Source organism: Metasolibacillus sp. FSL K6-0083 (assembly GCF_038630865.1).
GTDB classification, from domain to species: Bacteria; Bacillota; Bacilli; order Bacillales_A; family Planococcaceae; genus Metasolibacillus; species Metasolibacillus fluoroglycofenilyticus.
On record NZ_CP152046.1, the window covers coordinates 830,231 to 843,474 of the forward strand.

Consider the following 13,244-nt stretch of genomic DNA (forward strand, 5'->3'; position numbering starts at 1 on the left):
TAACATCTAACAGTATTTTGAGGGAGGAATAAATTATGATGACAGATTTAATTCACAATGAACAATTAGCAAAAGCATATGTCGATGGTGTGTTCGAAAGATTAAAAAAGAAATATGCCTTTGAATCAGAGTTTTTACAAGCAGCTGAAGAAATCTTTTTATCACTAGTACCTGTATTTGCACAAAATCCAGAATATATTCACCATAATATTTTAGCACGTATTGTCGAGCCTGACCGCATAATTTCTTTTCGTGTAGCATGGCAGGATGATGAAAACAATGTACAAGTGAACAGAGGTTATCGTGTGCAATTTAATAATGTGCTAGGCCCATATAAAGGTGGCTTCCGTTTCCACCCAACAGTAAATGAGTCAATAATGAAGTTTTTAGCATTTGAGCAGATTTTCAAAAATGCTTTGACAGGTCAGCCGATTGGCGGTGCGAAAGGCGGCTCCGATTTTGACCCTAAAGGAAAATCCGATGCTGAAATTATGCGTTTTTGCCAAGCCTTTATGACAGAGATGTATCGATATATTGGCCCTGACCGAGATGTACCAGCAGGTGATATTGGTGTTGGCGCTCGTGAAATTGGCTATATGTGGGGTCAATATAAGCGCATTCGCGGGCAATTCGAGCAAGGTGTGTTAACTGGTAAAAAACCTGAATATGGTGGCTCCTTAGGACGTAAAGAAGCAACAGGCTATGGCTTAGTCTATTTTGTCAGCGAAATGCTACATGATGCGAAATTAATGTTTATTAATAAAACGGTTATTGTATCTGGCTCTGGCAATGTCGCGATATATGCAATCGAAAAGGCAAAGCACTTCGGCGCAAAAGTTGTTGCATGCTCAGATTCTAACGGCTATATTTATGATCCAAAGGGGCTAGATTTAAAAGCAATTAAAGAAATTAAAGAAGTAAAAGGCGCACGTATTAGCACATATTTAAACTATCATCCTGATGCAGAATACCACGAGGATTGCTCTAAAATTTGGACGATTCCTTGCGATATTGCCCTCCCTTGCGCGACTCAAAATGAGATTAATGGAGAGGCGGCACGTACTCTTGTTGAAAATGGTGTCAAATTAGTTGCTGAAGGAGCAAATATGCCATCCGATTTAGAGGCAATTAACGTCTTTTTAGATGCTGGTATCCTATTTGGACCTGGAAAAGCTGCGAATGCAGGTGGTGTAGCTGTTTCAGCACTTGAAATGGCACAAAACTCAAGCCGTAATAGCTGGACATTTAACGAGGTAGATGCGAAATTACATGACATTATGAAATCCATTTATGCAGAAAGCAAGGAAGCTGCTGAAAAATATGGCTATCAAAATAATTTAGTAGTCGGCTCAAACATCGCAGGCTTTAAGAAAGTAGCGAATGGTATGATTGCAGAGGGTGTTTATTAAGAAGCTGTAGGGACGTCCGAAAAGCGCGCAGAAGCACTGCTTTTCGGATGTTTTATTAGTATTTTTTAAATAGTTAATTTATTTTAAAAGGTTATAAACAGTAAATCTAGTAGCTTTTCTTGGAATTTAGGTTGAATAAATAAAAATCGCCTTTTCAAATGCCCTCTTTAACGTATTTGTAACAAAAACGAACATTTTCTATAGACAAGTTTATAATCGTTCGTGTTACAATATAGCTATATTTTGTGAAATGGAGGGTTTCTTGTGGAATTAGTTTACACAGGTAAAACAAAAGATGTCTTTAAACAAGCAGATGGACACTATTTATTGAAGTTTAAAGATGATGTGACAGGTGAAAATGGTGTATTCGACCCGGGCGCGAATACAGTTGGTTTAACAATCGACGGTGCTGGCTTAGCAGGACTTCGCCTTACTGCATTTTTCTATTCAAAGCTAAATGAACAAGGTGTACCAACACACTATGTAGATGCAAACTTCACTGACGCAACAATGACGGTCAAGCCTGCTTCAGTATTTGGCAATGGCTTAGAAGTTATTTGCCGTTTTAAAGCTGTCGGCTCTTTTTTACGTCGCTATGGTGCATATGCAAAGGAAGGTCAAGACCTTGATGCATTTGTGGAAGTGACAATTAAAGACGATGAGCGTCAAGACCCACCTATTTCAGCGGACGCACTTGATATGCTTGGCATTTTATCATTAGAGGAATACGATATTTTAAAGCAACGCACAATTGAAATTTCTAAATTTGTTGCAGCCGAGCTTGCTAAAAAAGATTTAACTTTATACGATATTAAACTAGAATTTGGTCGCGATGCCAAAACGAATGAAATCCTCTTAATCGATGAAATTTCAGGTGGGAATATGCGTGTATATAAAGGCACAGAATACATTGAACCTCTACAATTAGAAAAAATAATGCTTGCTTAAAACAAAAAACGTCCAAAAAGCGTGCGCGGCACTATTTTTTGGACGTTTTGTTTTTTATTAAACAGCTAATCAAACATGCTACAGCGTAAAGACAAGCCCCATTACAATCCCTAGTAAAACAACTAACCAAGACGGTTTCTTCCAAAACATTAATAGACTAAACAATATGGATACAATGATAAAATCTTTAGTAGTTAGGACAGTCGTTACCCATAATGGATCAAATAATGTAGCAAGTAAAATACCAACTACTGCCGCATTCATCCCTTTCACAATAGCACCAAGCTTCGGATTTTGACTAAACTGTAACCAAAAGGGCAAAGCACCGATGATAAGCAAAAAGGCTGGAAGAAAAATAGCGACGGTTGCCAACACTGCACCAAATAGTCCGCCAATATCTGCCCCTATATAAGTTGCAAATGTAAAAAGCGGGCCTGGAACTGCCTGTGTTAGCCCGTAGCCTGCAAAAAAGCTCGCCTCCGTCATTATGCCTGTAGCAACAAATTCGCGCTCCAACAAGGGCAAAACAACATGCCCTCCCCCAAAGACTAGTGCGCCTGCACGGTAAAACCTTTCGAACCAGTCAAGCCATTGCCATTTTGTCAATTGACTCATGGTAGGTAATAAAGCGAGTAAACCGATATATATAATTAAACAAGCAGCACCTAGACGCTTTGATAAAGCAAGCTTGAAGTGCTCCCCCTCTCGCGTAATTGCACTATCCCGAAACAGCATATAGCTCAATATTCCGCTACCTGCTATCACTATAATATGTGACCATGCACTATCAATCAACAGCACTCCTGCTAGTGCAAGTAGTGTTACAATTTTCTCTTTCGACTCAGTAACAAATGATTTTCCCATGCCGATAACTGCATGAATTACAATCGCTACAGCGACAAGTTTCAAGCTATGTAACAAGCTTAGCCCATAATCCCCCTGCACGAAAAACAAGGAAAACAACAATAAAATGACTGCAGATGGCAATGTAAATCCTAAAAACGATAAAATACCACCGAACAAGCCTGCTTTTGCTAAGCCAATGGCAATCCCTACTTGACTGCTAGCTGGTCCAGGGAGAAATTGCGATAGTGCTACAATATTGGCATATGCCTTATCGTTTAGCCATTGCTTACGTTGCACATATGTATCGTAAAAATAGCTAAGATGCGCACTTGGTCCACCAAAAGATGTACAGCCCAGCTTGAAGGCTGTCCAAAACACCTCGAAATACTTCCTCATATTATGAACAATCCCTTTCTACCGACATTAGCAAGCACTACCTTCCAAATTCAACAATATTATTTCCTTTTTTGCATACAATGTAAATGGTATTACGCAATATTTATATTCTTTTAAAATTGTTTACAATTGATAATTAGACGTCATAATTTTTGCGCAATTCCGTAAATGATGGTACAATTTATTTCGAATATCGGAATACGAGGAGGCTTTTTATGTCAACATTAAAACGTAGTGAAGTGAATATCGAGGAAACTTGGAACTTAGCAGATTTATTTGCTACTGAACAGCAATTTGAGGAGGCAATTGTTGAAGCACAATCTGTCGCAGCAGCAATTGCAGAAACATATAAAGGTAAAATTTTAGATGCAGAAAGTGCAGTCAATGTTATCGCTGCATACGAAAAGTTATATGAAAAATTAGTGCCGATTGGTACATACGCAAACCTTTCCCTTAGCGTTGAGCAAACAAATGGTGAGGCACAAATGCGCGCAGCAAAAATCGGGCAAATGAATTCAGCAATTAGCGCCCAGTTATCCTTCATCCAAAGTGAGCTTCTACAGCTTGATGAAAAGGTATTAGTGCAAGCTAGTGAACAAGCGCCACAATATGCCAACTATATTCGCAAGCTATTACGCCAAAAGCCTTACCAGCTACACCCAGAAGCCGAAAAAGCATTAGCGGCATTTGGAACAACTTTTGATGCTGCATATGGCTTGTACAATACGACTAAATTAGTAGATATGCAGTTCCCTAATTTCGAAGCAAATGGTGAAAGCTATCCACTTAGCTACAATTTATTCGAAGGAGACTGGGAGCCAGAAAATGATAAAGAAATTCGTCACGCTGCATTTAATGCATTCCATAGCAAACTACGCGAATATCAGCATACAACAGCAAAAACATATGATACACATTTAAAAACAGAAAAGACAGAAGCAGATTTGCGCGGTTATAACTCTGTTTTCGATTACTTATTACAACCACAGGAAGTCGATCGCACACTTTATGATCGACAAATTAACTTAATTATGTCCGAGTTAGCGCCACATATGCGCCGCTATGCAAAATTACTACAAAAAGTTCATAAGCTAGAGCAAATGACTTTTGCAGACTTAAAAATTTCACTTGACCCATCCTATGAGCCAAAAATCACAACGGAAGAATCCCGCAAATATATGAAGGAAGGCTTAGCTGTTATGGGAGCTGACTATGCAGAAATGCTTGACCGTTCGTTCGATGAACGCTGGACAGATTTTGCAAACAATGCGGGTAAATCAACAGGTGCATTTTGCTCTAGCCCATTCGGCTATCACCCATATATTTTGATTTCTTGGACAAGTAAAATGAACGAAGTGTTTGTATTAGCGCATGAGCTTGGACACGCGGGTCACTTCTATTTAGCAAATGCTAACCAAAATATTTACAATGCGCGTCCTTCTCTATACTTTATCGAGGCACCATCGACAATGAATGAAATGCTAATGGCAAATCACCTATTGCAAAACTCAAGCGATGCGCGCTTCAAACGTTGGGTAATCTCAACAATCGTGTCACGCACTTACTATCATAACTTTGTTACACATTTATTAGAGGCTGCGTATCAGCGTAAAGTATATGAAATTATTGATGCTGGCGGCTCTGTCAACGCAGGGAAATTAAATGAATTAAAACGCGGTGTACTTGAAGAATTCTGGGGCGATACAGTAGATATTTTAGATGGTGCTGAATTAACTTGGATGCGCCAACCACACTACTATATGGGCTTATATCCATATACGTATTCTGCTGGCTTAACGATTTCTACACAAGTATCGAAGCGTATTTTAGAGGAAGGCGAGCCTGCTGTAGCAGATTGGATTAATGTTTTAAAATCGGGTGGTACAAAATCACCTGTCGAGCTTGCAAAAATGGCGGGTGTTGATATTACAACAGAGGAGCCACTACGCAACACAATCGCTTACATCGGTAACTTAATTGATGAGCTAGAAAAGTTAACAGTTGAGCTTGGTGAAATTTAATCACTACAACAAGAGAGGGGCTGTCCAAAAAGCCGTGCATAGCCGGCATTTTGGACAGTAGCAATGATGCTTCACAAAATGTTGATTCATATAAAGTGAAACTACCAATCAGTGGGGGGCTTCGCACACCCCCACTGATTGGTAGTTTCACCATTCGGGTTTTTACAGGCTGTTTGATCCCCCACTTAAACATCTTGTTTTTATCTGCTGTTTTGAAGTGGGGGTCTTACAGCCTGTTAATACGGGATAAACAGAAAGCGCCTCTTTTAAAAATGGGATGAACATTGGCTTTAGCAGTGTTAGCTTTCAGTAAAAGTGAAGCGATGAAAACATTTATTTCAATGCGGTGGCAAAACAAAATGTACTTTTCGGACAGCCCCGATTTATTTATTAAAAATCTTATTTTCGTTGTATCTAGGAAGAGTCAGCTTTTTGAACGGCCGAGCTCTTGCTGTTTGAACGAAAAAGATAGGAGGCTAGTTTATATGGCAATATTAAAACGAAATGAAGTAAAGCTTGCAGAAACATGGAACCTTGAGGATTTATTTGAAACAGAGCAACAGTTCGAGGAGTCAATTGAAAGTGCCAAACAATACGCAGCCGCTACTGAAGCAAAATATAAAGGGCAAATTACAAATGCGGAAAAAGCAATTGAAGTCATTGCTGCATATGAAGCATATTTAGAAAAAATGATGCCTATTACAACATACGCCTTTCTTGCACAAAGTGTAGACCAAACGAATGGCGAATCACAATTGCGCTCAGCAAAAGTATCGCAGCTAACCTCTTCCTTAAACTCCAAGCTATCATTCATTCAAAGTGAGCTTTTACAGCTTGATGAGGACATTTTACACGGGGCAAGCCAGCTTGCACCACAGTACGCATATTTTATCAATAAACTTTTGCAGCAAAAGCCACATCAACTACATCCAGAGGCAGAAAAAGCGCTCGCTTCATTCGGTACAACATTCGGGGCTGCCTTTGAGCTGTACTACATTACAAAGTTAGTAGATTTGCAATTTCCAGATTTCGAGGTGAACGGTAAAACCTACCCTCTTAGCTATAACTTATTTGAAGGTGACTGGGAATTCGAAAATGATGCTGCTATTCGCCGTACAGCCTTTCATGCATTCCACAATAAATTACGTGATTACCAGCATACAACAGCAAAAACTTACGCTACGCATATTCAACGAGAAAAATCGGAGGCTGATTTACGTGGCTATCATTCAGTTTTTGACTTCTTGTTACAGTCCCAGGAAGTAGACCGCACATTGTATGACCGTCAAATCGACTTAATTATGTCTGAACTTGCTCCGCATATGCGTCGTTATGCAAAACTGCTACAAAAGGTTCATGGCTTAGAACAAATGACCTTTGCTGATTTAAAAATTTCTTTAGACCCCGCATATGAACCAGTAGTTTCTATCGAGGAAGCGCGTCAATATGTCAAGGATGGTCTCGCTATTTTAGGAGCTGATTATGCAGAAATGCTTGACCGCTCCTTCGATGAACGCTGGATTGATTTTGCACAAAACATTGGCAAATCAAATGGAGCCTTTTGCTCTAGCCCATTCGGCTACCATCCATATGTATTGATTTCATGGACAAGCCGGATGAAGCAAGTATTTGTTTTGGCGCATGAGCTTGGACATGCGGGGCATTTCCATTTGGCAAATACACATCAAAATATTTTCGGTGCTCGCCCATCCATGTATTTTATAGAAGCGCCATCGACGATGAATGAAATGCTTATGGCACACCATTTATTACAAAATGCTAGCGATGCACGCTTTAAGCGCTGGGTTATCGCAAAAATGATTTCACGCACCTATTACCATAACTTCGTTACCCATTTACTCGAGGGTGCTTATCAGCGAAAAGTATATGAAATTATCGATGCTGGCGGCTCTGTCAATGCATTAAAGCTTAATGAATTAAAGCGCAGTGTGCTTGAAGAATTTTGGGGCGATGCCATTGAAATAACAGACGGTGCTGAATTAACTTGGATGCGCCAGCTACACTATTATAAAGGCTTGTATCCATATACTTACTCTGCAGGCTTAACTATCGCAACAGAGGCCTCACAGCGCATTTTAACTGAAGGCGAGGCAGCAGTAACAGACTGGCTTAATATGTTAAAAGCAGGTGGCACTAAAACGCCTGTTGAGCTTGCAAAAATGGCAGGTGTCGATATTACGACAGAAGAGCCCTTGCGCAATACTATCGCCTACATCGGTAGCTTAATTGATGAGCTCGAGAAGCTTACAGAAGAGCTTGGCGAATAAAGTGAATCTTCTGGAAACGTCCCAAAAGCGTGCTGTGGCACTGCTTTTGGGACGTTTCAATTGTGTTTCATGAAAGGTATAACTGTTTAGAAAAGTAAAAGATTTCTGCTGAAATCAATGCAAAAAAATAAAAATCAAATTTCTCTGGTAAAAAGAATGGTTTACTTTTTAGACAGCCTCTCCTATTTATAAATTTTTGATATATTTGCAACTTGCCCTATTTTATCCATTCATGTGAGCTTTTCTTTTATTTGTACTCTTTGCTACACCTGCCCTGCTATTATTGGCTGCTGAAATAGTACAGAGACACCTGAGTCAATGGCTGCACTGCCGACAGCCTTCGCTACTACACCGACAACTCGCTCATCAAATGCTTTCGGCACGATATATTCCTCATTCAATTCTTCATCTGTTACGAGTGAGGCAATCGCCTCAACCGCAGCTATTTTCATCGCCTCATTAATATCTGTTGCTCTAACATCTAACGCTCCTCGGAAGACGCCGGGAAATGCTAACACATTATTGATTTGGTTTGGATAGTCGGAGCGCCCTGTTCCAATCACACGTACACCCCATGCTTTTGCATTGTCGTATGTGATTTCTGGATTTGGATTAGCTAAAGCAAATACAATCGGCTCATTATTCATGGAATCAATATGTTCCTTCGTTAGTAAATTAGCAACGGATACACCAATAAATACATCAGCCCCCACTAAAGCATCGCTTAAATCACCCTGCTGTAGCTTATGGTTTGTTAAATGGGCAATGCTTTCTTTAATTGAATTCATTCCCTCTTGACGTCCTTTATAAATAATTCCTGTCGTGTCACACATTAAAATATTCGTAAAGCCCATCTGTACTAAAATACGTAAAATTGCAATACCTGCTGCACCTGCACCATTAATAACAATCTTCACCTCATTAAACTTCTTACCAACAATTTTCAATGCATTTATCAAACCAGCACCTACAACAATTGCTGTCCCATGTTGATCGTCGTGGAACACTGGAATCCCGCACTCCGCACGGAGACGATCCTCAATTTCAAAGCAGCGCGGAGCGGAAATGTCCTCTAAATTAATGCCACCAAATGTCGGTGCAAGAAGCTTTACAGTTTGTACTATTTCGTCAACATTTTTCGTATTCAAGCAAATTGGGACAGCGTCCACATTGGCAAATCGTTTTAATAACAATGCCTTTCCTTCCATTACTGGCAACGCCGCTTCTGGTCCGATATCTCCAAGCCCAAGCACAGCCGTACCATCTGTTACGACAGCAACAAAATTCCCCTTCACTGTATAGTCATAGACAAGGGAGGGATTCCTTTCAATTTCTATGCAAGGTGCTGCTACACCTGGTGAATAAGCTAAGCTTAAATCATATTGGTCAGCAAGTGGAACCTTTGCCTTTATTTCCATTTTTCCGCAATACTCTTCATGTAATTCCAAACCTTTTTGCATTATATCCATTATCATTTCTCCTTCGAATAATCTGAATTTTCTTTATAGTTACGTATCATATCGCCCCGAAATTATTAAGTCAATAATAATGTTTCATTTCCTTTCGAATATACACTTTTTTTCTCGGTAAATCATATATTTCAACATCTTGCTCAATTTTTCACATATAAAAAACAGCATTTCCAAACGAAAAAATTATTTTCTTAAAATAACAATAAGATACCGCTTACATTTTTTAGCTCGCGTCTATGTACAGCATTTTTTGTGAAAACATGCACGATTCATTTTCATAGGGAAATTATGAAAAACTTCACAAAGTCCTTACTAAAACCCTCAATTCATCCGTCACATTTTGGACACATCTCTATCCCTATCTCCTTATTTTGTACGTACATTTTCATCCCTTGAAAAATAGTGTAAAGTGAAGCATATAGAAAGAAGGCGATTTTTTGTTACTGTTATTATTTTTAATTGGCTTTATAGGCAATATTATTGGCACACTTGCTGGTGGTGGCGGACTGATTACATTACCGACAATGCTGTTAATCGGCATGCCCGTCCACTCTGCAATTGGTGCGAACAAAGTTGCTAGTGCAGTTAGTGCATTATCAAATTTCTATTCTGCCCTGCGTCACAAGGAAGTTACTTTTACAGAGGCACGCCCAATTGCCTTACTTTGCTTTATCGGTGGTTTACTTGGGGGGTTAATTGCCTCGCTATTATCAAGCAAGGTGCTAACGATTATTGCATTATGCTTACTAATTTTTGCCTTTACCTTATCATTTTTAGGCAGAACAAATTTCGGTGAAAAAATCGTTCTTGAGCTAAAGCATCGCACACGTGCACTGTTAATTAGTGTGGGAATTTATGATGGGATGTTTGGACCCGGTAGTGGAACATTGCTATTATATATTTATGCCAATGCTGGCTTAAGCTATATGAAAGCTGTTGTATTAGGTCGTGTAGGTGTCTTTGCTACATGCTTTGGTGCAGCTATTACATACATAATAACTGGACAAATTTTATGGATGGAAACATTGGCATTAATGACAGGTGCCATTATCGGTGCGCAAATTGGCCTATTGCTCTCACGAAAAGTTAGCAATAAGTTGGCAAGCCATTTACTGCGCATCATTACGGTTATTTTAATTATACAACTAGCTTATGATTTACTTGTGTTATCGTAAAGGAGGTAGCAAATGGATAAGCAACAACAGCCCCAAGAAGAACCGTTAACAGAAGAGGAATTTTTGGAGCTTGTGCTAGCAGAGCAAGAAAAAGCTTTGGAGGAAGAAAGACAACAACGATTAAATGGGCAACCAAAAAAGCGACAGCAACGCCCTATCATTCGTCTTATCGTTTATATAATGGCCTTCGCATTAATATTTAATACGTTTGCGATTGTTTTTCAAATTTATTCAATTCCTGCGATTGAATTTATTAAAGTTTCAACAAAGCTATCTCAGCAGGAAAATATCCAACAATATAAAAAGGCTGTTGTCGAAATTTCATCCGAAAATAGTAAAGGGACAGGCTTTGCGATTTCGGCAGACGGCTATATTATAACAAATGAACATGTAATTGATGACGCGCTATCGCTTACTGTCATCTTTCCTGACAACGGCCTATATCAAGCACAAATTGTGGCAAGTAATCCAACAGTTGATTTAGCCATTTTAAAAGTTGAAGCGAAAGAGGAACTACCCTATTTACCATTAGCTGATACTTTTCAGCCAGACGCTCAGCATGTTTATGTAATCGGTAATCCACTTTATTTCACTGGCATCGCCAATGAAGGAACAGTGCTCGAGCCGTTGCTGCTAGAGGATTGGCAGGAGCAGGTTATGATGCTTCAAGCGCCAATTTATAAAGGGAATAGCGGAAGTCCTGTTTTAACTGAGGATGGACAAGTAGTAGGTGTCGTCTTTGCGACAACAAAGCATGACAAGCATGGTCGCGTCGGTCTGTTCGTGCCAATTGAGCTTGTACATAAGGAATTGCAGCCGCTTTGAAGTGAGGCTGTCCAAAAAGCCGCGCATAGCCGGCATTTTGGACAGTAGCGATGATGTTTCACAAAATGGTGATTCCTATAAAGTGAACCTTCAATCAGTGGGGGCTTTGCCCCCCACTGATTGGTAGTTTCACCATTCGGGTTTTTACAGGCTGTTTGATCCCCCACTTAAACATCTTGTTTTTATCTGCTGTTTTGAAGTGGGGGTATTACAGCCTGTTAATACGCGATAAACAGAGAACGCCTCTTTTAAAAATGGGATGAACATTGACTTTAGCAGCGTTATCATTCTGTAAAAGGGAAGCGATGAAAACATTGATTTTAATGCGGTGGCAAAACAAAATGGACTTTTCGGACAACTCCAATTGACGATGGTTTTTTTAGCGAAAAATTAGCTCGTTTTCAAAGAGGTGTTCTCTTTGAAAACGAGAAAACAAAAGGTTTAACAGTGCTTTTCTTAAGAAAAAGTGTAGCTGCCCGAATCGTATTGGCAAAAGGGAAATTTTTGTTTCATCCCTTTCGCAAGAGGAGAAATACCACTCCCCTCTTTGTTTCTCTCATTTTCATAGAAAGCTTACCCTATTCGCTCTTTTATCAAAGCACTCCCCACGGCTTTTTGGACGCCATTCCTACTTCAGGACATTCGCTAAACAATAATTTTCCACCTGAATTTCAGTTGGCAGCCCTTGGGCAAGCTTCGCTAATTCTCTTCCCAAATATGGTCCTACTGTTAAACCACTTGAACCTAATCCATTGGCAACAAGCACATTTGGTGTATTTGGTAATCTCCCTATAACCGGCAAAGCATTTGGGACAACTGGTCGAAATCCTACTTTAATGTCAGCAAACATTGCTTCCTGTAAAGTCGGCGCTATTTGAAAGGCTTTTTCCAGCATCTCATAGGCTGCTCCTACAGTCGGTCGCGCATCAAAGCCTTTATCATCCTCATGCGTTGTACCAATCATCATCCGACCAGCCTCGAATGCTAGCATATACAATGTCGAAGGTGCCATCACAACAGGCCAATGCTCAGACTCATTGTCTTTTAGCTGTAGCTCTAAAATTTGTGCCTTCTGTGGCTTTACTTGCATATCAATTTGCAGTGGCTGTAATGTTTCATTACCCCATGCACCTGTCGTTACAATAATTTCATCTGCCGCAATATGAGTGCCATTTACAGTGACAGAAATAGCATCTCTATTCCCAATCTGTAAAGAAGCACTTCCCTCTATGTAATTCGCACCTAATTTGATGGCTGCTTTTTGCATCGCTTCCGTTAGCTTGCGCCCATCCACACGTGCACCCCCGCCTGCGTATGCTGCATATAACGGCTCCGTTATATATGGAAATAATTGTTCAATTTCGCTCGCTGTTAATTTGCTCGTCTCACCAATTTCAGGTGCATCTATTTTACGTTTTTTTGCTAATGCTAAAATTTGCTCGATGCGCTTTTCTTCTTGATGAATATGCAATGCCCCCACCTGCTTATAACCAACATCCGTTTCACCTAAATCCACCAATGTTTCAACTAACTGTGGATAATAGGCCGCGCCGTGGTTTGCCAAAAAATACCAATCCTTATTACGACGCTGTGATAGCCATGGACTAATAATGCCTGCTGCTACATTTGTCGCTTTGCCAATATCGTTGCGGTCAATCAATGTCACTTGCGCTTTATTCAAAGCTAAATGAAGGGCAGTAGATGTGCCTAAAATCCCCCCGCCAATTACTACATAATGCTTCGCCATGTCAACCATCCTTTCTTCTAATGCTATTATACTAAAAAAGATATTCCGAGGCGTCCAAAAAAACAGTGCTTTGGCGACTTTTTGAACGTTTCGATAGTATCTCATCAAAGGTATAAT

At 39.8% G+C, this 13,244-nt stretch carries 9 protein-coding genes; 6 read left to right on the forward strand and 3 right to left on the reverse strand.

Annotation, left to right across the window (positions count from 1 at the left end):
• Nucleotides 1-38: 38 nt before the first annotated feature.
• Nucleotides 39-1,409, forward strand: a complete 1,371-nt coding sequence (gene gdhA, locus MHB51_RS03855; RefSeq protein WP_066164476.1) for an NADP-specific glutamate dehydrogenase — start codon at nt 39-41, stop codon at nt 1,407-1,409.
• 264 nt (nt 1,410-1,673) lie between these two features.
• On the forward strand, nt 1,674-2,357 hold the full coding sequence (locus MHB51_RS03860) for a phosphoribosylaminoimidazolesuccinocarboxamide synthase (protein WP_066163609.1): 684 nt from the start codon (nt 1,674-1,676) through the stop codon (nt 2,355-2,357).
• A gap of 78 nt (nt 2,358-2,435) precedes the next feature.
• Here the strand turns inward: MHB51_RS03860 and chrA are convergent, their stop codons facing one another.
• Complete coding sequence (gene chrA / locus MHB51_RS03865) at nt 2,436-3,599, reverse strand: chromate efflux transporter (RefSeq protein ID WP_342559024.1); 1,164 nt, start codon at nt 3,597-3,599, stop codon at nt 2,436-2,438.
• A gap of 215 nt (nt 3,600-3,814) precedes the next feature.
• On the opposite strand from chrA, the gene pepF (MHB51_RS03870) reads away from it, so the two are divergent.
• Nucleotides 3,815-5,620, forward strand: a complete 1,806-nt coding sequence (gene pepF / locus MHB51_RS03870) for an oligoendopeptidase F (protein ID WP_342559025.1) — start codon at nt 3,815-3,817, stop codon at nt 5,618-5,620.
• A 485-nt stretch (nt 5,621-6,105) separates the two neighbouring features.
• Nucleotides 6,106-7,908 (forward strand): oligoendopeptidase F, encoded by a 1,803-nt coding sequence (pepF, locus tag MHB51_RS03875; protein ID WP_342559026.1) that lies wholly within the window; start codon nt 6,106-6,108, stop codon nt 7,906-7,908.
• 263 nt (nt 7,909-8,171) lie between these two features.
• On the opposite strand, the gene MHB51_RS03880 is transcribed toward pepF (MHB51_RS03875), so the two are convergent.
• Complete coding sequence (locus tag MHB51_RS03880; protein WP_342472565.1) at nt 8,172-9,377, reverse strand: malic enzyme-like NAD(P)-binding protein; 1,206 nt, start codon at nt 9,375-9,377, stop codon at nt 8,172-8,174.
• 440 nt (nt 9,378-9,817) lie between these two features.
• Here MHB51_RS03880 and MHB51_RS03885 point away from each other — a divergent pair, with 440 nt between their 5' ends.
• Both MHB51_RS03885 and MHB51_RS03890 read left to right on the forward strand, forming a co-directional pair.
• Nucleotides 9,818-10,555, forward strand: coding sequence for a TSUP family transporter (locus tag MHB51_RS03885; RefSeq protein ID WP_342559027.1), 738 nt, complete (start codon nt 9,818-9,820; stop codon nt 10,553-10,555).
• Between the two features lie 12 nt (nt 10,556-10,567).
• Nucleotides 10,568-11,380 (forward strand): S1C family serine protease, encoded by an 813-nt coding sequence (locus tag MHB51_RS03890; protein ID WP_107942577.1) that lies wholly within the window; start codon nt 10,568-10,570, stop codon nt 11,378-11,380.
• Between the two features lie 628 nt (nt 11,381-12,008).
• Here MHB51_RS03890 and MHB51_RS03895 read toward each other — a convergent pair.
• On the reverse strand, nt 12,009-13,127 hold the full coding sequence (locus MHB51_RS03895) for an FAD-binding oxidoreductase (RefSeq protein ID WP_342559028.1): 1,119 nt from the start codon (nt 13,125-13,127) through the stop codon (nt 12,009-12,011).
• Nucleotides 13,128-13,244 lie beyond the last annotated feature (117 nt).